17 protein-coding genes are annotated in these 17,902 nt (G+C 60.2%); 6 read left to right on the top strand and 11 right to left on the bottom strand.

Features of this window, described 5'->3' with window-relative positions; translation table 11 throughout:
* Positions 1-27: 27 nt before the first annotated feature.
* From araG to GE543_RS16365, 3 genes are all read right to left on the bottom strand, one after another.
* The gene (gene araG, locus GE543_RS16375; RefSeq protein WP_153221884.1) at positions 28-1,551 is read right to left on the bottom strand and encodes an L-arabinose ABC transporter ATP-binding protein AraG; all 1,524 of its coding nucleotides are present in this window, start codon (positions 1,549-1,551) and stop codon (positions 28-30) included.
* Between the two features lie 55 nt (positions 1,552-1,606).
* The gene (locus tag GE543_RS16370) at positions 1,607-2,620 is read right to left on the bottom strand and encodes a substrate-binding domain-containing protein (protein WP_003410036.1); all 1,014 of its coding nucleotides are present in this window, start codon (positions 2,618-2,620) and stop codon (positions 1,607-1,609) included.
* Positions 2,621-2,805: 185 nt separating this feature from the next.
* Positions 2,806-3,678 (bottom strand): SMP-30/gluconolactonase/LRE family protein, encoded by an 873-nt coding sequence (locus GE543_RS16365; RefSeq protein WP_003410035.1) that lies wholly within the window; start codon positions 3,676-3,678, stop codon positions 2,806-2,808.
* 261 nt (positions 3,679-3,939) lie between these two features.
* Between GE543_RS16365 and GE543_RS16360 the strand changes: the two genes are divergently transcribed.
* Positions 3,940-5,088 (top strand): aldose epimerase family protein, encoded by a 1,149-nt coding sequence (locus GE543_RS16360; protein ID WP_058407519.1) that lies wholly within the window; start codon positions 3,940-3,942, stop codon positions 5,086-5,088.
* A 53-nt stretch (positions 5,089-5,141) separates the two neighbouring features.
* Here the strand turns inward: GE543_RS16360 and GE543_RS16355 are convergent, their stop codons facing one another.
* The 4 genes from GE543_RS16355 to GE543_RS27480 are packed head-to-tail and all read right to left on the bottom strand — an operon-like array spanning position 5,142 to position 7,790.
* Complete coding sequence (locus GE543_RS16355) at positions 5,142-6,038, bottom strand: metal ABC transporter substrate-binding protein (protein ID WP_046237573.1); 897 nt, start codon at positions 6,036-6,038, stop codon at positions 5,142-5,144.
* A gap of 11 nt (positions 6,039-6,049) precedes the next feature.
* The gene (locus GE543_RS16350) at positions 6,050-6,919 is read right to left on the bottom strand and encodes a metal ABC transporter permease (RefSeq protein WP_153221883.1); all 870 of its coding nucleotides are present in this window, start codon (positions 6,917-6,919) and stop codon (positions 6,050-6,052) included.
* Positions 6,916-7,665 carry a zinc ABC transporter ATP-binding protein AztA gene (gene aztA, locus GE543_RS16345; RefSeq protein WP_005733071.1) on the bottom strand — a complete coding sequence of 250 codons (750 nt, stop codon included), beginning with the start codon at positions 7,663-7,665 and terminating at the stop codon, positions 6,916-6,918. The genes GE543_RS16350 and aztA overlap by 4 nt, the downstream gene beginning before the upstream one ends.
* The gene (locus GE543_RS27480) at positions 7,662-7,790 is read right to left on the bottom strand and encodes a hypothetical protein (RefSeq protein WP_002553552.1); all 129 of its coding nucleotides are present in this window, start codon (positions 7,788-7,790) and stop codon (positions 7,662-7,664) included. Before GE543_RS27480 ends, aztA begins: the two co-directional genes overlap by 4 nt.
* Before the next feature lie 213 nt (positions 7,791-8,003).
* Here GE543_RS27480 and GE543_RS16340 point away from each other — a divergent pair, with 213 nt between their 5' ends.
* The 3 genes from GE543_RS16340 to GE543_RS16330 all read left to right on the top strand — a co-directional run bounded on the left by GE543_RS16340 (position 8,004) and on the right by GE543_RS16330 (position 11,126).
* Positions 8,004-9,224 carry a putative DNA modification/repair radical SAM protein gene (locus GE543_RS16340; protein ID WP_153221882.1) on the top strand — a complete coding sequence of 407 codons (1,221 nt, stop codon included), beginning with the start codon at positions 8,004-8,006 and terminating at the stop codon, positions 9,222-9,224.
* The gene (locus GE543_RS16335; protein ID WP_032661479.1) at positions 9,221-10,060 is read left to right on the top strand and encodes a TIGR03915 family putative DNA repair protein; all 840 of its coding nucleotides are present in this window, start codon (positions 9,221-9,223) and stop codon (positions 10,058-10,060) included. Before GE543_RS16340 ends, GE543_RS16335 begins: the two co-directional genes overlap by 4 nt.
* Before the next feature lie 220 nt (positions 10,061-10,280).
* Positions 10,281-11,126, top strand: a complete 846-nt coding sequence (locus GE543_RS16330) for an NAD-dependent protein deacetylase (RefSeq protein WP_153221881.1) — start codon at positions 10,281-10,283, stop codon at positions 11,124-11,126.
* On the opposite strand, the gene GE543_RS16325 is transcribed toward GE543_RS16330, so the two are convergent.
* Positions 11,123-13,486 carry a DNA polymerase II gene (locus GE543_RS16325; protein WP_153221880.1) on the bottom strand — a complete coding sequence of 788 codons (2,364 nt, stop codon included), beginning with the start codon at positions 13,484-13,486 and terminating at the stop codon, positions 11,123-11,125. The two genes, GE543_RS16330 and GE543_RS16325, sit on opposite strands and share 4 nt — an antisense overlap.
* A gap of 223 nt (positions 13,487-13,709) precedes the next feature.
* On the opposite strand from GE543_RS16325, the gene GE543_RS16320 reads away from it, so the two are divergent.
* The gene (locus GE543_RS16320; protein ID WP_004417934.1) at positions 13,710-14,150 is read left to right on the top strand and encodes a CBS domain-containing protein; all 441 of its coding nucleotides are present in this window, start codon (positions 13,710-13,712) and stop codon (positions 14,148-14,150) included.
* Positions 14,151-14,203: 53 nt separating this feature from the next.
* On the opposite strand, the gene GE543_RS16315 is transcribed toward GE543_RS16320, so the two are convergent.
* The gene (locus tag GE543_RS16315) at positions 14,204-14,749 is read right to left on the bottom strand and encodes a DUF4174 domain-containing protein (RefSeq protein WP_153221879.1); all 546 of its coding nucleotides are present in this window, start codon (positions 14,747-14,749) and stop codon (positions 14,204-14,206) included.
* 124 nt (positions 14,750-14,873) lie between these two features.
* Positions 14,874-16,076, bottom strand: a complete 1,203-nt coding sequence (locus GE543_RS16310; protein ID WP_153221878.1) for an aspartate aminotransferase family protein — start codon at positions 16,074-16,076, stop codon at positions 14,874-14,876.
* A gap of 103 nt (positions 16,077-16,179) precedes the next feature.
* Between GE543_RS16310 and GE543_RS16305 the strand changes: the two genes are divergently transcribed.
* Complete coding sequence (locus GE543_RS16305) at positions 16,180-17,085, top strand: LysR family transcriptional regulator (protein WP_032702860.1); 906 nt, start codon at positions 16,180-16,182, stop codon at positions 17,083-17,085.
* Between the two features lie 81 nt (positions 17,086-17,166).
* Here the strand turns inward: GE543_RS16305 and GE543_RS27970 are convergent, their stop codons facing one another.
* Positions 17,167-17,880 carry a methyl-accepting chemotaxis protein gene (locus tag GE543_RS27970; protein WP_371927190.1) on the bottom strand — a complete coding sequence of 238 codons (714 nt, stop codon included), beginning with the start codon at positions 17,878-17,880 and terminating at the stop codon, positions 17,167-17,169.
* Positions 17,881-17,902: the final 22 nt, after the last annotated feature.

Genomic DNA, 17,902 nt, shown 5'->3' with positions numbered 1-17,902 from the left:
TATTGTTCATGGTCAGGGGACCGGTTATCAGCTGCGCGTGCGAGGCAGAGCCAATTGCAGGAGTCGCGATTCATCAGCCTCATCGCGGTTGAGTTCACCGGTGATCGCGCCTTCGCTCATCACCAGAATGCGGTCGGAAATACCCATGACTTCCATCAGGTCACTGGACACCACGATGACCGCAATCCCGTCGGCGGCCAGGTTGTGAATGATCTCGTAGATCTCGGACTTGGCACCGACGTCAATCCCGCGGGTGGGCTCGTCCAGCAACAGGACCTTCATCGGCATCGACAGCCAGCGACCGAGAATCGCCTTCTGCTGATTGCCGCCGGAGAGGAACATGATCTGTTGCTCGGGCGATGGTGTCTTGACGTTCATCGACTTGATCTGGCTGCGCGCGTTGTCGCGCTCCCAGCGGCCCTGGATCAGGCAGCCAAGATTCACATGCCGGGGCCGTGCACCGATGTTGATGTTCTCCGCGACGCTGGACAGCGGCACGATACCTTCCTTCTTGCGATCCTCCGGGCAGAGCAGAATGCCCGCTTCGATCGAATCGCGCGGTGACTTGAGCGTCAATGGCTTGCCGTCCAACTGCAACGTGCCTGCCGTGCTGCGGGTCAGACCCGACAGCAGACGGAACAGCTCGGTACGCCCGGCGCCCACTAGCCCGAAGAACCCCAGCACTTCACCCTTCTCTACGGCAAAACTCACAGGTTCATGCAACCCCGGCCCCAGTAACCCGGTCACTCGCAGGCTGGGCCCTTGATGCTGACGCGGACGGTAGTTGTAGATGTCCTGAATATCCCGGCCGACCATGCAGGTCACCAGCCGGTCATGATCCAGATCGGCCATCTGCTCGAAGGTTTTTACAAACCGACCGTCCTTGAATACCGTTACGGCATCACAGACACGGAAGATTTCTTCCATGCGATGGGATACGTAAAGAATCACCCGCCCCTCGTCGCGCAGCCGCACGATGATCGCCATCAACCGGTCAATTTCACGTGCCGACAGGCTGCTGGTGGGCTCGTCAAAAGCGATGACGTGCGCATTGCGTGACATGGCCTTGGCGATTTCCACCAATTGCCGCTGGCCCAGTGAAAGATCACCCAGGCGAGTGCGCGGGTCGATTTCGTCAGCCAGGCCTTTGAGCAGCTCGCCCGCCCGACGGTACATCGCGCAACGATTGATCAAACCGAAACGATTGGGCATGTGCCCAAGCAGCAGGTTCTCGGCGACAGTCATTTCCGGGACCAGATGCAATTCCTGGTGAATCACCGCCACACCCGCCGCAATGCTCTCGGCGGTGGATTTGAACTGGTAGCTCTGTTCACCGATCTGCAAGGTGCCGCTATTGGGCTGATAAGAGCCGCCGAGGATTTTCAGCAGCGTGGATTTACCGGCACCGTTCTCGCCCATCAAGGCGTGAACACTGCCGGGGCGCGCTTCGAAACTGATGTCCGAAAGCGCCTTTACGCCGGGGAAAACCTTGCCGATGCCGTTGAAGCGCAAGGCACCGTTTATGGATGTTTGCTCGATAGCCTGTTGCATGAAACCAACCTCCTCGCACGTGTGAGGGGCCTGAAAATCAGGCCCCTCAGTCAACTCACTTCCACAGACCGATCTTGGTCAATACTTCCTGGAAGTTGGCGCGGGTGATCAGTGTCACATCGTCCATAGCGGTATATTTAGGCGGTTCAACGCCCTCGGTGACCCACTTATACATATACAGCGCGGTGTTGTAGCCTTCCTTGTCCGGGCTCGGCAGCATGGAGCCAAAGAAGCCACTCTCTTTTTTCTTCAATTCATCAATGGCATCGGTGCCGTTGATGCCGATCCCGATAACGTTTTTCGCGCTGAAACCATTGCTCGCCGTCGCGCGTACGCCACCCAGCACAGTGTTGTCGTTCATGCCGCCGATGATCAGGTTTTTCGCATCACCCGGCAGTTTTGGCAGCGCCGAGTTGGTGGCGTCCATGCTGCCTGGTACATCAAGGGTTTTCTGCGCGGTGAACAGGATGTGATCTTTCGGCAAACCGGCCTCTTCAAGCGCCTTCACCGAACCGTCAGTGCGTTTCTTGCCGGTGTCCAGCTCGTTGTAGGTGTTGATGATCGCGTAGGTGCCTTTCCACCCGCCCTCATCCCACTTGCGGTTCTTCGCTTCGGTGGCCATGGCGGCGCCTTGCTTCTGGCCCACTTCAAAGGCTGCCATGCCCAGATATGGCACGTCCTCCATGAAGTTGCCTTTGGCGTCGACAAAACGATCGTCCACGGCCATGACTTTCAAACCGAGCGCCTTGGCCTTGGCCACGATTGCAGGGCCCAGAGAGACATCAGGCGGGCAGATCACAAAGCCCTTGGCACCGTTGGCGGCCAGGCTGTCGATAGCGGAAAGAGTCTTTTCACCGTCTGGCACGGCAATCTTGAGCACGGTAAAACCATGCTCCTTGCCTGCCTTTTCAGCAAACGCCCACTCGGTCTGGAACCAAGGCTCTTCAGCCTGCTTGACCAGAAAGCCGATTTTGACTTCATCAGCAGCGGAGGTGATGCCACTCATGCCCAGAATGGCGGTGGTGACGGCGGCACAGCACAGGGAACGAATCCCGTGACGACTCAACATAGCTAACTCCTTATTTTTATTGAATAGCTACAGCGTTCAGCGAGGTGGCGGTTGCAAACGCATAGGCGTTCGAGAACCGATTAAATAGTCATACCATATAATGAATGACCGCTATGTAACCGAATGTCACTCCTGCATTTCCCATCGCGACGCCGCTGCAGAAAAGGCGACGGCGCGGCACTTTTTCAACCGCTGAAGCGCTGACACAGCGTTCCTTTGACGCCGACATGCGCCATCAGTACCGCGCCATCGAACCGTCCATGAGCATCGGCAGGCGCGGCACTGGTAACATACAGTGTCTCCAGGTCAGGACCACCGAACACACAACTGGTGGGATGGCTGACGGGCAGCTCGATAACCCGGTCGACACTGCCGTCGGGGGCAAAACGGATCAGGCAACTGCCTCCCCAGCGCGCGTTCCAGACATAACCTTCGGCATCCATTGCCGAGCCGTCGGGCGAACCCTGGCTCTGCTCGGCCGCCCATACCTGACGTGGTCCCAGCAAGCCATCTTCCAGCACAGGGTATTGGTAGATCACTTCGTCGAGGGTATCGGCGCTGTACAGCACGCTGCCGTCGGTATTCCACAGCAGGGTATTGACGATGCCCTGCCCGTCCAGCAAACGCGTCACGCGGGCGTCGGGTTCAACCCGGAACAGCCCGCCTGAACGACGGACCAAAGGTACGTCTTTGCCTTCGGCATCGATATTGTTTTGCATGCTGCCCAGCCACAGGCGGCCGCGCGTGTCGCAACGGGCCTCGTTGGCGCGATTGCCAGGGGTCGGGTCTGCCACGCAGAACAACGCCAGTGAGGTTTTTTCGGATTTGAGGTCCAGGCGATACACGCCGCTGGCCAGAGTCACCAGTGCGTCGCCCTGCTCGGTCGGTATAAACGCAGAGACCGGCTCGGGCATGCGCCATTGGCGATACTCCCCGGCAACCAGCCGACACGCCAGAAAACCGGCAATGTCGACCCAGTACAAGGCCTGCTCCGCGGCGTCCCAGAAGGAGCCCTCGGCCAGCTTGAAACGGTGCTCGGAAACGGGCAGCCAGTTCATGAAAAATGTCCTTTGTTATTGTTGTAAAGGCACTTTTTGGATGTTTGCGTCGCAGTCTTGTCCAACCTGCATGCCCAGTCGACCTGTTTCGCAGGCATCCAGCGGATCGATCGCCACAGGCACCGCGCCTCAGTGAAGCTGGCACTACTAAATAGTATTACAATTTATTTTTCAAGTGGCATTTTATAGGCTATAAATCCATGCATCGGCTTTAATCCGATCAAATAGTCTTACCAATAACAATAAAAGCAGGCAGATCAGATGAAAACACATGCTCTCCTCAGCACCCTTGGACTGTCCTTGATGATCAGCACCTTGACTGCACAGGCCGCGGCACTCTCCAGCGAGCACAGCACTTTCGGCCAACTGCCCGACGGCACTGCCGTCGAGAAATTCACCCTGCGCAACAGTCACGGCGTGCAGGCCAGCATCATCACCTACGGCGCGACGCTGCAATCGCTGCTGGTGCCTGACAAGGCCGGAAAAGTCGAAGACATCGTCCTGGGCTTCGACGATGTTCAGGGCTACCAGAACAACGGCACGGTTTATTTCGGCGCGACCATCGGCCGATTCGGCAACCGCCTGGCAGGCGGCAAGTTCAGCCTGGATGGCAAGACCTACCAAGTCCCGCTCAACGACAAGACCAATGCCCTGCACGGCGGCACTCAGGGTTTTGACAAACGACTCTGGAAGGCAGAAGAAACCAAGACCGGTGATTCGGTCGGCGTGAAGCTAACCTACGTGTCGCCGGATGGCGAAATGGGTTTTCCGGGCACATTGAAAACCGAAGTCACTTACAGCCTGAATGAGCAAAACGAGCTGAAGATTGACTACCGCGCCACCACTGACAAGCCGACTGTGCTGAACCTGACCAACCACAGCTATTTCAACCTGGCGGGTGCAGGCAGTGGTGATGTACTCAAACAGGTCGCCACCCTGCACGCTTCGCACTACACACCAGTCAACGACAAGCTGATCCCGACCGGCGAACTGCCTGCCGTCGCGGGCACGCCGATGGACTTTCTCAAGCCCACCGCGTTCGGCAAGCACATCAAGGACGATCACCAGCAGTTGAAATATGCCGAACCCAAACAAGGTGGCTTTGATTTCAACTGGGTACTCGACACTAAGGGTGATGTGAAGAAACTGGCCGCCGAGGTCAGCGACCCGCAATCAGGCCGCAGGTTGCAGCTATTCACCACCGAGCCTGGCGTACAACTGTATACCGGCAACTTCCTGGACGGCAGCATTCACGGCAAGGCGGGCAAGGTCTACCCACACTGGGGTGCCTTTACCCTGGAGACCCAGCACTATCCTGATGCGCCCAATCAGCCGAAATTCCCCAGCACACGACTGGACCCAGGCAAAACCTACACCCAGACCACCGTGTTCAAGTTTCTCAATAATTAGGGACGTTGAAAGTCGCCCAGCCCCTGAAACCCAGGGGCTGGCGACTCTTGAGGTTACTGATTGCGCTTCATTGCCGCAGTCAGGGTATCGACGTTGTAACGGAACATCTTCGCGTAGGTCGACGCAGGGCCGTCGGCTGGCGACAAGGCTTCGACATACAACTCGCCGCCTGGCTGGGCACCACTGGCTTCGGCAATCTGCTTGACCAGACGCGGGTCGCTGGAGTTTTCGAAGAAGTAGGCACTGACATGCTCGGCCTTGATCTGACGAATCAGTTTCGAGACATCAGCTGCCGACGCTTCCGATTCGGTAGACAAGCCCAACGGTGACAGGAAGGTCACGCCATAGGCATCGCCAAAGTAGCCGAACGCATCATGCGAGGTGAGGATCTTGCGCTTGGCGGCCGGAATCGAATGAATCTGATCGCGGGCGTAAATGTCCAGTTGCTGCAGCTCGACGATGTAGCGATCGCCATTGGCCTGATACTCGCTTGCCCCGTCCGGGTCGGCTTTCTTCAGCGCGGCGATAATGTTACGCACATAAATCACCCCGTTGGCGGCGCTGTTCCAGGCGTGCGGGTCGACAATACGCTTGCCGTCTTCGTCCATGCTGCGGGTCTTGATCCCTTCAGAGAGCACTACCGGCTTGCCCTTGTAGCCCGACGCTTTGATGAGACGATCCATCCAGCCTTCCAGATGCAGGCCACTGACAAACGCCAGGTCGGCATTTTTCAACGCCTGGGCATCACTTGGTGTTGGCTCGTAGACATGCGGATCGCCGTTCGGGCCGATCAGGGACTTTACGTGAACACGGTCGCCGCCGACCGTACTGACCATGTCCGCGATGACCGTGAACGACGCGACAGCTTCCAGCGGTTTGGCCTGTGCCAGGCTGGCGAATGCCGACAGCGCCAGTGCAGCTATGGAACTCAACACCATCAATCGTTTCATGACGTACCTTTTCAGTTAGCCAGGTGAGGTTTGGGAAACAGCCGGCGCACGATGCCCGTGCGTCCGAACAACAGGGAAAGGCCGTAGAACGCACTGGCGGTAAGCACAATGGCCGGCCCCGAGGCGACGCCAAGGTGGTAGGAAACGATCAGGCCGATCAGGCCTGACAAGGTCGCCAGCAGTGTCGAAATCACCATCAGGCCACTCAGCGAGTTGGTCCAGAAACGTGCCGCGGTTGCCGGCAGCATCATCATGCCCACGGCCATCAAGGTGCCCAGCGCCTGAAAACCTGCGACCAGGTTCAGCACCACCAGCAGCAGGAACAACACGTGGTACAGCGAGCCGCGCCCGCCGACCGCACGCAGGAAGCCCGGATCGAAGCATTCCAGCACCAATGGGCGATAGATCACTGCCAACAGAATCAGCGTGAAGGAAGCAATGCTGCCGACCATGTAGATAGCCGTGTCATCGATGGCCAGAATGGTGCCGAACAGCACATGCAGCAGGTCGACACTGGAGCCATGCAGCGAAACGATCAGCACCCCGGCCGCCAGAGAGGTCAGGTAAAAGCTGGCAAAGCTGGCGTCTTCACGCAGCGAGGTCAGCCGGCTCACCAGCCCTGACAGCAAGGCCACTGCCAGCCCGGCGATCAGCCCGCCGAAGCCCATCGCGGGCAACGACAGACCGGCGACCATGAAGCCCACCGCCGCGCCGGGCAGCACCGCATGGCTCATGGCATCGCCCACCAGACTCATACGGCGCAGCATCAACAGCACGCCCACCGGCCCGGAACCAATCCCCAGCGCCAGGCACGCCACCAGCGCGCGGCGCATGACACCGAATTCGATAAAAGGCTCGACGACCAGGCTATAGAGCATCATGAGCGCTCGTCCTCGCTATCACACAGCAAGGCGTCCGGGCTCCAGTACTCGGCCATGTTGCGCGCCTTGCGCAGGTTGGCGGCGCTGAGCACTTGCGAGGTTTCGCCCCAGGCAATGGCTTCACGGGCCATCAGCAGGGTTTGCGGAAAGTGCTGACGAACCTGTTCGATATCGTGCAGGACCGCAATCACTGTGCGCCCCTGCCCGTGCCAGGCGCGCACCAGTTCCAGAAGATCACGAGTGGTGCGTGCGTCGATGGCGGTAAATGGCTCGTCCAGCAGAATCACCGAAGCGTCCTGTAGCAGCAGTCGGGCAAACAACACCCGCTGAAACTGGCCGGACGACAACGAACCGACGCTGCGCCCTTCAAAGCCCTCGAGGCCGACCGTGCTCAGCGCTTCCCCGGTCAGTCGCGCATGATTGCGTGTCAGGCTGCGAAACGGCCCGATGCTGTGCCAGGCCCCCATCGAAACGGTATCAGCGACGCTCAGCGGAAAGCTGCGATCGATTTCTGCGGCCTGAGGCAAATAGCCTATCGTGCGGGTCGCCAGGCGGCCACGGTCGACGCGCCCCTGAGCAGGCTTCATGGTGCCGGCGATGGCCTTGATCAAGGTCGATTTACCCGCCCCGTTCGGGCCGACGATGGCCGTCAGGCTGCCCGCCTCGAACCGCCCGCTGATGTGGTGCACCGCCGGGCGGCGCTCATAGGCCACAGTAAGGTTTTCCAGAGCAATGGCTGCACTCATGGAATAGCCACCGACCAGCCGATGGCCAGCCAGAGCAATATCAGCACCGCAAGAGAAAACAGGACCCGCTTCCAGGCCGATTGGGCCAGCACGGAGCCTGCTATCGAGGCAAAAGGAGTTTTCACGCGAAAGTAACCTGCAACTATTTGTTACAGTATTACATACCGATCACGCAAATGTTATTAAATAACATTTATCCTTGAGTGTGCCCGTCCGGACAAGCCTTCACCCTCGCTGAAAATCGTTAACCCACAGCGATACGTGCAGGCCCGCTGTACGGTACTTGTCGAGCTGCACCCGACCCTATACTGTACATGCAAACAGTAAAGGGGCACTTCATGCAGCTTATCGACAAGCTCAGCATTCTGGCAGACGCCGCCAAGTACGATGCGTCGTGCGCCAGCAGTGGAGCACCCAAGCGCAGCTCGCAGGACAAGTCCGGGCTCGGCTCGACCAATGGCATGGGCATCTGCCACAGCTATACCCCGGACGGGCGCTGCGTGTCGCTGTTGAAAATCCTCCTGACCAACTTCTGTCTTTACGACTGCCAATACTGCGTCAACCGTCGCTCCAGCGATGTGCCCCGTGCGCGCTTCACTCCCGAAGAAGTGGTCACCCTGACCCTGGACTTCTATCGCCGCAATTGCGTGAGCGGGCTGTTTTTGAGTTCCGGGATCATTCGCTCTGCGGACTACACCATGGAGCAACTGGTCGAAGTTGCCCGGCTGTTGCGCGAGGTGCATGAGTTTCGCGGCTACATCCACCTCAAGACCATCCCTGACGCCGATCCTGCGCTGATCGAACAGGCTGGCCGCTACGCCGACCGTCTCAGCGTCAATATCGAGCTGCCGACCGACCTGAGCCTGCAGACCCTCGCACCGGAAAAAGACGTCGCGTCGATCAAGCAAGCCATGCAGACGATTTACACCGGCGAGCAAACGGTGCGCAACGAGCCTCGCTCGCCGCGCTTTGCGCCTGCCGGGCAGAGCACGCAGATGATTGTCGGTGCCGATGCCACCGACGACAGCACCATCCTGCACAGCGCGCAGTCGCTGTACAGCAACTTCAAGCTGCGCCGGGTCTATTATTCTGCGTTCAGCCCGATACCCAACAGCCCCAACAGCGTTCCGCTCGCGGCACCGCCCCTGATGCGCGAGCATCGCCTGTATCAGGCTGATTTTCTGCTGCGCGGCTATGGTTTCACTGCCAGTGAACTGCTAGACGGCCCCGGTGACCTGGCGCTGGACATCGACCCCAAACTGGCCTGGGCGCTGGGCAACCGACAGGTTTTCCCCCTGGACCTGAACCACGCCGACCCGGCGCTGATCGCCAGGGTGCCGGGCATTGGCATCCGCACCACGCAGCGGCTGGTCGAGTTGCGCAGACAGCGGCGCATCCGCTACGAAGACCTCACCCGCATGCGCTGCATACTGGCCAAGGCCAAGCCGTTCATCATTACCAGTGATTACCACCCGCCGCACGCGGAAACCACCAGCGAGTTCCTGCATCACCAGTTGCGCGACCGGCCTCAGCCTCAGCAAATGGGCCTGTGGGGATGATCTGCCTCGACTGTGACGACCTGTTCGACACCTGGCGGCAACAGGCTCGCTGGCTGTTGAGCCACGAAATCGACCCCAGCCAGGTCAGCTGGAAATCGCCGGATGCCGCCGATCTGTTTGGCAGTGAGGAAGACTACCCCAAGGAAGCCGGGCCGTTTCAGGCACGGGTTCCGCTGGAGCTGGTGCAGTTGCTGGAAAGCGCCTCGCGCTACCGGGGCGATCAGCGCTGGAGCCTGCTGTACGAAGTGTTGTGGCGCGTTACCCACGGTGACCGCACGGCGATGATGGCCGGTGACAGGCTCGGCAGCGAGTTGCATCGCCGCCTCAAATCGGTAAGGCGCGAGGCCCATCATCTGCACGCCTTCCTGCGGTTTGTCGCGCTGCCGTCAGTGGCTGACGACGAAGCCCTGATGCGCCCGCAATACGTGGCCTGGCACGAACCGGCGCACGATATTCTGCTCAGTGCCAGCGAGCATTTCATCGGCCGCATGGGTCAGCACCGCTGGATGATCGCCACGCCTCAGGACGGCGTGTATTACGACGGCCAACAACTGATTCATGAGCGACGCTGCCCGCAAGCCTGGCAGACCATGGCCAGGCAGGTGGAAGACCCGCATGGCGAACTGTGGCTGACCTATTACAGCCACATCTTCAATCCCGCGCGCCTCAACCCCAAGGTCATGGAAGGCCACTTCCCTTCGCGATTCTGGAAGAACCTGCCGGAAGGCCCGCTGATTCCGGCCCTCATCACCCAGGCCCGCACCGGCAAGCAGCGTGACGGCCAGGCCAGCGACATCGCCGCCAGACGCGGAAAGAAAATTGCGCTGAAGGATTAAGAGCGAGGCACAGAGCCCTCCTCACCCGCCCGTTGAACGGACACACGCCCCTTGCGTCGGAGCACAGTGCCCTGACTGACGAGGTAGCGGTCCGCTGCCAGGACCCGCGATTGAACCAACCTCTGCCACGGCGGCTCACAGCTGTGGCAGCCGCGACGCTGCCTGCACGCCAGATGATAATGTGACCCGTCACAAGAGGCAGGCCACCCGAGGTTCAAACATGCTCGACAGCCCAACCCGACATCTGCTCGACACGCTATGCCAGGCGATGGCCGACAAACCGTTTCTGGTGGTGACCGGCGCAGGCATCAGCACCGCATCCGGCATTCCGGACTACCGCGACAAGGACGGCGTGCGGCGTGGCAAACAGCCGATGATGTATCAGGAATTCCTCGGCAACCCCGCAGCTCGCCAGCGCTACTGGGCACGCGCCATGCTCGGCTGGCCGCGGATCCGCGCGGCACAGGCCAATGCCGCACATCAGGCCCTGGCTGCGTTGCAGGCTGAAAACGCTATCACAGGACTGATCACCCAGAATGTCGATGCACTGCATACGCAGGCCGGCAGCCGGGACGTCGTCGAGCTGCACGGCAGCCTGCACCGGGTGCTGTGTCTGGATTGCCAGCAGCGCAGCGACCGGGCAGCCATTCAAGAGCAGATGCTGGCGCAAAACCCTTATCTGATCGGCATCCACGCGACACAGGCACCTGACGGCGACACCCTGCTCGACCCGGCTTTCGAGGCGAGCTTCAAGGTACCCCGCTGTCCGCACTGTGAAGGCGACAGGCTCAAACCGGACGTCGTGTTCTTCGGCGAAAACGTCGCCGCGCGGACCGCTGCCAAGGCGATGCAAAGTGTCGAGGAGGCTGAAGGTCTGCTGGTGGTCGGCACGTCACTGATGGCCTGGTCGGCATTCCGCCTGTGCAAAGCGATGGCCGAACAGGGCAAGCCGGTCATCGCCATCAACCATGGCAAGACCCGGGCCGACGAACTGCTTGAAATGAAAATCGAGGCGTCCTGTGAGCAGGTATTGCCGTGGCTCGCTGAGCAGCTGGTTTCGCGCTAGAACAGCCCTAACTGCCCACCAATCAGGGTGCTGAAATCGTCGTCCACGAAGGGCAGGATGGCATCTGCCAGCGGTTGCAATTGACGAGTCACGTAGTGATCGTAGTCAATCGGGGCGTGACGAATTTCCAGCGGCTCCGGCCCGGCGGCGGTCATCACGTAGCTGATCCAGCCGCCACTCTGATACTGACGCGGTCGGCCCTGCTGGTCGTTGTATTCATCGGCCAGCCGAGCGGCGCGCACATGGGGCGGCACGTTACGCTGGTAGTCATCGAGCTTGCGACGCAAGCGCTTGCGGTAGATCAACAGGTCATCCAGCTCGCCTGAAAGGGTGCGCTGCACGTAGTCACGCACGTAATCCTGATACGGCTGACGCTTGAAGATCCGCAGGTACAGCTCCTGCTGAAACCGCTGAGCCAGCGGCGACCAGTCGGTGCGTACGGTTTCGAGGCCCTTGTAGACCATCTCTTCGGAACCGTCAGCACGGGTCACCAGACCGGCATAACGCTTCTTGCTGCCCTCCTCCGCACCGCGCACGGTGGGCATCAGGAAGCGCCGAAAATGCGTTTCGTATTGCAGCTCAAGGGCGCTGTGCAAACCGTACTCGGCGTGCAAGTGCTCGCGCCACCACTGGTTGACCTGCTGCACCAGCGCCTTGCCGATGCTTGCCGCCTCTTCCTGCCCGTGAGGACGACCCAGCCAGACGAATGTCGAGTCGGTATCGCCATAGATCACGGTGTAGCCCTGCGCTTGAATGAGGTCGCGGGTCTTGAGCATGATTTCATGCCCGCGCAGGGTGATCGATGAAGCCAGGCGCGGATCGAAAAAACGGCAGCCGCTCGAACCCAGCACACCGTAGAAGGCATTCATGATGATTTTCAGCGCCTGGGACAAGGGCGCGTTCTGCTCGCGCTTGGCGGCTTCCCGCCCCTGCCACACACGCTCGACAATGGCTGGCAGGCTGTGACGGGTGCGCGAAAAGCGCGCGCCGCGAAAGCCCGGCACCGACTCGCTGTCCGCAGGATGCCTAAGGCCTTCGATCAAACCTACTGGATCAATCAGAAAGGTACGAATGATCGACGGATAAAGGCTTTTATAGTCCAGCACCAGCACCGACTCATACAGCCCTGGCTGGGAATCCATGACAAAACCGCCAGGACTGGCCTCCGGCAGGCGCTCGCCCAGGTTGGGCGCAACGAAACCCTGGCGATGCATCAGCGGCATATACAAATGGCAGAACGCCGCAACCGAACCACCGCTGCGGTCGGCAGGCAGACCGGTGACCGTGGCACGCTCGAGCAGAAAGGTCAGCAGTTGCGTCTTGGCAAAGATGCGCGTGACCAGTTCGCAGTCCTTGATGTTGTAACGCGCCAGCGCCGGCTTGTCCTCGGCGAACATGCGGTTGATTTCGTCCATGCGCTGATATGGCGTGTCGATGGCCTTGCCTTCGCCCAGCAGGGTTTGCGCGACGTATTCAAGGCTGAACGACGGAAAACTCCAGGTCGCCGAGCGCAGTGCCTCGATTCCGTCGATGATCAGCCGCCCGCTCACGTCGGCAAAAAAATGGTTGTTGCGACTGCCATGCTCACGCCAGCCCATCGCTTCACCGTCACGCCCGAGCCTTAACGGCACTTGCAGGCGCTGGGCATGCTCATGCAGCACGCGCAAATCGAACTGGATGACGTTCCAGCCGATAATCGCGTCAGGGTCGTGCAGCGCCAGCCACTCGTTAAGGCGCTCGAGCAACTGCGCGCGGGTATCGCAATAGACGAGCTGAAAATCCAGCGCCTCGTCGCCACCATTGGCCGGGCCCAGCATGTAGACCTGGCGCTGACCACAGCCCTCCAGCGCAATCGAATACAGCTCGCCGCGGGCCGTGGTTTCGATATCCAGCGAGACCAGTTTCAGGTTGGGACGGTAATCGGGTGCCGGCCTGATCTGCGCGTCGCAGAGCACGCCATCGGCATCCGGCGTGCCGCCAAACTGCACCGGCGCGGTGATGAAGCGCTCCATCAGGTAGCGTTCTGGCGGGCGAATGTCCGCTTCGTAGACGTCTACATTACCCCTGCGCAGCAGCTTTTCGATGTTCATCAACTGGCGGTGCTGCTGGCAATACACACCCAGCACCGGGCGGTGACGAAAATCACAGAGTTCCAGCGGACGCAGCTCGACACCACGCTCGGTCCGTAACAACGATCGGGCCCGCTCGCCCTGTTCGGCAGGAATAAAGGCGACCGAGGGCTGGCAAGGCAGGCGGATATGGCGTGGGCCCTGATCGGTGGCCAACCAGAAGTCGACCTCGGTCCCGGCGGGCGTATCTTGCCAGTGCCGACTCAGGATAAAGCCCTGCTGTACATCCAACGCTGTTACCTCGACCGCTCGGTAAAACAACTGATTCTACTTGGCTATGAGGCCAAAGGCGCGTCTGGCGGGCGAATTAGCGGCACATTGGGGGCGCGGATAATTGATTCCTCCTATTCCTATGATCCTTATTTACTGCTTGCTCGTTTCTGCGTGCTGGATGATTCTGTAGTGGTTCTGGCAATGCACTACAGCCATCCAGGTCCCGATCACGGAGAGCCCCATGAAAACCGTCGCCCAGCTACTGAAATTGAAAGACCTGCAGAACCAGCAAGTGCATACCATCGGACCGGATCAGATGGTGCTCGAAGCACTCAAGTTAATGGCTGAAAAGAACATCGGTGCGCTGCCGGTGGTCGAGGGCAACGTGGTGGTCGGCGTCATCAGCGAACGGGATTATGCGCGCAAGGTGGTCCTCAAGGGGCGCTCGTCGGTGGGTACGCCGGTGAGGGACATCATGAGCAGCAAAGTGATCACTGTCGATTCGCAGCGCAGCGTCGAGGCGTGCATGGGCATAATGACCGACAGCCACCTGCGCCACCTGCCGGTCGTGGAAGGCGGACAGTTGCTGGGCCTGCTGTCCATCGGTGACCTGGTCAAGGAAGCCATTGCAGAACAGGCTAGCCTTATTCAACAGCTTGAGCAGTACATTCGCGGCGAATGAACTGAGCAACACATCAGGCGCAGCGCGCGTTTGCCGCGCGCCGCGCCGTTCACTCAGTCGTCCAGCGTCTTGCCAGGCGCCCCGCCCTTGACCGGCTTGCCCGGTTTTTCGGCCGGCGCAGGTTTGGCTGGTGGCTCGGGAGCAGGTGCTGCGGCTTCCTGCTCGCGCATCGGCATCTGATCGATAGTGGCGAAGATTTCCTTGGGGTCTAGCGATTCCGGATTTTTGAGAGTCTTATCGACCTTTTTCTCGCCGTCCTTGCCCACCAGAATGACCCTGGTCCCCGTCCCCGCCCCGAGCTTCAGCTCACGGATCAATGCCATGGTCGACTGCGGGTCCATGGTTTTACCATCGTGCTCGCCCATGGTGTTGACCACCGTGAACAGCGCCATATTGCGCTGCGCAAAGGCCTCACGGTTGGCAGGCTCGTCCAGTGACTTCTTGAGCTTGACCAGCACCGGATCGTTGCTGCTGGGGGCGATGATGATCAAGGGGCGCGACTTGCCGCGCTCCTGCGCCAGAGGGCCATCGCTGTCGGCAGCAAGCGCTGTACCGGCAGCGACAAGCAGGGTGGCGAGGGTCAGGGACCGGATTAACATGGTGGGCTCCTTTCAAATCCATTGGGTAGCCATCGCGTACAGACCGACACGATGCTGGTCTGTTCTACCGCATATGGGTCATCCCGGTACAGCCCGATGTAGTCCTTTTCCTTAATCCATGGCGTCAGGCAGTGCGTGCAAACGACCGATTACAGGCGCTGTCGAGGCTCGCCGCCAAGCCTTGGACGATCTGCGCCACTTCAGCGGCGTCCAGCACCAGGGGTGGCAACAGGCGGATGATTTTGCCCCGAGTGACATTGATCAGCAGGCCATGTTCCTCGGCTGCAATGCGTGTCAGTTCAGGTATGGCCTGGCGCAATTCGATCCCGATCATCAAACCCTGGCCACGGACGTCCAGCACGTTAGGGTGGGCACCCAGCGCATTGCGCAGCCCGGCCAGCAACTGCCTGCCTTGCAGTGCGGCGTTTGCCACCAGCGCCTGTTGTTCGATGATATCGATCACCGTGCAGCCGACCCGGCAGGCCAGCGGATTACCGCCGAAGGTACTGCCGTGGCTGCCGGGCGTGAACAGTTGCGCCGCCCGGCCCCGGGCCAGGCAGGCGCCGATCGGTATGCCGTTGCCCAGCCCCTTGGCCAGGGTCATGACGTCAGGGACGATGCCCTCATGCTGAAAGGCAAACCACTTGCCGGTCCGGCCCATGCCAGTCTGGATTTCGTCGAGCATCAACAGCCAGTCACGCCGCGTGCAACGCTCTCTCAAGGCCTTGAGATACCCGGCGGGTGCCATCTGCGCGCCGCCCTCGCCTTGAATCGGCTCGACCAGCACGGCGCAGATCCGGTGCCCATAGGTCGTGCAAACCTTGTCGAACGCCGCCAGGTCGCCAAATGGCACCTTGATGTAATCGCCCGGCAAGGTACTGAAACCCAGGCGCACAGCTGGTCCGTCGCTGGCCGATAGCGTGCCCAGCGTGCGGCCGTGAAAGGCGTTTTCCATGACCACGACCAGAGGCCGTTCGATGTATTTGTGCCAGCCATGCAGGCGCGCCAGCTTGAGCGCAGTCTCGTTGGCCTCGGCACCGGAATTGTTGAAAAACACTGCGTCCAGCCCCGACAGGGCCGTCAGTTTCTGCGCAAGGCGCTGCTGCCAGTCGACGGTGTACAGGTTGGAGGTGTGCAACAGCAGACCCGCCTGATCACGAATCGCCTCGACCAGCAGTGGATGCGAGTGCCCCACGTTGGTCACTGCCACGCCCGCCACGGCGTCCAGGTACTCACGTCCGCTCTGGTCCCACAGACGTGTGCCCAGACCATGAGTGAAGCTCAGGGCCAGAGGTTGGTAAGTGCTCATCAGGCAGGTGGCGGTCATGAGGTGAAGCTCCTTGGGTATGTTTCGGTTTTTGCAGTATCGTTAACCACCTCAAATGGATAAACAGCGAAATACTTCAATCATTTTAAAGCTGAGATTGATAATGGATTTATTTCAGGCAATGCGCGTGTACGTGAAAGTGGTCGAGGCAGGCAGCCTGACGGCAGCGGCGCAAGCGTGTTCGATTTCCACCACCATGGTCGGCAATCACTTGCGCGCACTGGAGGAGCGCTTGGGCGTCAGCCTGTTGCAGCGCACCACACGCCGCCAGCGACTGACGGAATTCGGTACCGCGTATTACGAGCGTTGCCTCGAGGTGCTGGGGCTGGTGGCCGAGTCCGAGCAGTTGGCCGAGCAGGCCCACGGCGACCCCACAGGTACACTGCGCATCACCGCGCCACTGACATTCGGTTCGGAAGTGCTGGCGCCTGCTCTGGTCGAATTTTCGCGGCGTTTTCCCGAGGTCAAGCTCGACCTGGTGCTGACCAATCAGCGTCTGGACATGATCGACAATGGCTTTGACGTCGCCATTCGCCTGGGCAACATGCCTGAATCCTCACCGCTGATCGCGCGCGCCCTGCAGGATTACACCTTGACCATCTGCGCCGCACCGGACTATCTGGCCCGTCACGGCACGCCGACGCATCCCGAGGATCTTCGTGAGCATAATTGTCTGGCGTTCGCCTACCCGGCGGGAGACGAATGGCGCACTGCCGGTACACAGTGGCGTATGACCGGCGCAGACGGCGACGTGCTGGTGGAGGTAAGCGGTTCGATGGTGGCCAACACTTCCGCCGGTCTTTATCAGGCGGCTCGTGCAGGCATGGGCGTAGTGATGCTTCCGGATGCACTGGTACAGCGCGACCTGCAGGAGGGCCGGCTGGTTGCACTGTTCCCCGACTACCATTTGCCCAGACGACCGACAAACCTGCTGTATGTGCAGGACCGTTATCGATTGCCCAAGCTGAGAAGTTTTGTGGAGTACGCGACGGGGCTTTGGGGGCGGTAAGGACTTACCGCCGGAGGGTTAACGGGTCGACTCCGGCGCGCAGCCTTTGCGGTGCGCGCCGGGGTGTACCGGGAATGAACGTCAGACCCGGAATCGGCTGACCAGGCTTTGCAGATGCACGCCCAGACGAGCGAGCTCTACGCTCGACGCGGCAGTCTCTTCACTGGCGGAAGCCGTCTGTTCGGAGATGTCTCGCACATTCAGGACACTGCGGTTGATCTCTTCGGCAACGGCGCTTTGCTCTTCGGCGGCAGCGGCGATCTGATGGTTCATCGTCTCGATCGTCGAGATTGCCTGAGTCATGTTATTGATGGAAACACCCGCATTGCGTGTCAGCTCGACACTGTTTGCGGTCAGTGCCTGGCTGTTGTCGAGGATCGTCGCCACCTGCGCCGTGCGGGTATGCAGGCCACTGATCAATGCCGCGATCTCTTCGGTCGACGTCTGCGTACGCTGGGCCAGGCTTCTCACTTCGTCAGCCACCACCGCAAAGCCTCGGCCTGCTTCGCCCGCACGCGCGGCTTCGATTGCAGCGTTGAGGGCCAGCAGATTGGTCTGCTCGGCAACGGCCTTGATGACATCGAGCACGCCACCAATCTTGTTGCTCTCATTCTTGAGGTCGTCCATCGCGGACTTGGAGTGAGAGACTTCAGTTGCGAGCTTCTCGATCTGGGCAACCGCCTTGGAAACCACGCCGTCGCCTTCGCGAGCTTCTTTCGAGGCGTTGACCGCAGCGTGCGAAGCCTGTTCTGCGTTGCGTGCGACTTCCTGAACGGTCGCAGACATTTCGTGCATCGCAGTGGCGACCTGATCGGTT

Source organism: Pseudomonas sp. SZ57, assembly GCF_009495975.1.
Classification (GTDB): domain Bacteria; phylum Pseudomonadota; class Gammaproteobacteria; order Pseudomonadales; family Pseudomonadaceae; genus Aquipseudomonas; species Aquipseudomonas syringae.
Note: the sequence above shows the minus strand (reverse complement) of the source record. Positions and strands in the feature narration are given on the sequence as shown.

Coding starts and splice junctions, on each gene's coding strand:
- araG (WP_153221884.1), bottom strand. CDS start 1,551: ATGCAACAGGCTATCGAGCAAACATCCATAAACGGTGCCTTGCGCTTC.
- GE543_RS16370 (WP_003410036.1), bottom strand. CDS start 2,620: ATGTTGAGTCGTCACGGGATTCGTTCCCTGTGCTGTGCCGCCGTCACC.
- GE543_RS16365 (WP_003410035.1), bottom strand. CDS start 3,678: ATGAACTGGCTGCCCGTTTCCGAGCACCGTTTCAAGCTGGCCGAGGGC.
- GE543_RS16360 (WP_058407519.1), top strand. CDS start 3,940: ATGAAAACACATGCTCTCCTCAGCACCCTTGGACTGTCCTTGATGATC.
- GE543_RS16355 (WP_046237573.1), bottom strand. CDS start 6,038: ATGAAACGATTGATGGTGTTGAGTTCCATAGCTGCACTGGCGCTGTCG.
- GE543_RS16350 (WP_153221883.1), bottom strand. CDS start 6,919: ATGATGCTCTATAGCCTGGTCGTCGAGCCTTTTATCGAATTCGGTGTC.
- aztA (WP_005733071.1), bottom strand. CDS start 7,665: ATGAGTGCAGCCATTGCTCTGGAAAACCTTACTGTGGCCTATGAGCGC.
- GE543_RS16340 (WP_153221882.1), top strand. CDS start 8,004: ATGCAGCTTATCGACAAGCTCAGCATTCTGGCAGACGCCGCCAAGTAC.
- GE543_RS16335 (WP_032661479.1), top strand. CDS start 9,221: ATGATCTGCCTCGACTGTGACGACCTGTTCGACACCTGGCGGCAACAG.
- GE543_RS16330 (WP_153221881.1), top strand. CDS start 10,281: ATGCTCGACAGCCCAACCCGACATCTGCTCGACACGCTATGCCAGGCG.
- GE543_RS16320 (WP_004417934.1), top strand. CDS start 13,710: ATGAAAACCGTCGCCCAGCTACTGAAATTGAAAGACCTGCAGAACCAG.
- GE543_RS16315 (WP_153221879.1), bottom strand. CDS start 14,749: ATGTTAATCCGGTCCCTGACCCTCGCCACCCTGCTTGTCGCTGCCGGT.
- GE543_RS16310 (WP_153221878.1), bottom strand. CDS start 16,076: ATGACCGCCACCTGCCTGATGAGCACTTACCAACCTCTGGCCCTGAGC.
- GE543_RS16305 (WP_032702860.1), top strand. CDS start 16,180: ATGGATTTATTTCAGGCAATGCGCGTGTACGTGAAAGTGGTCGAGGCA.
- GE543_RS27970 (WP_371927190.1), bottom strand. CDS start 17,880: ATGCACGAAATGTCTGCGACCGTTCAGGAAGTCGCACGCAACGCAGAA.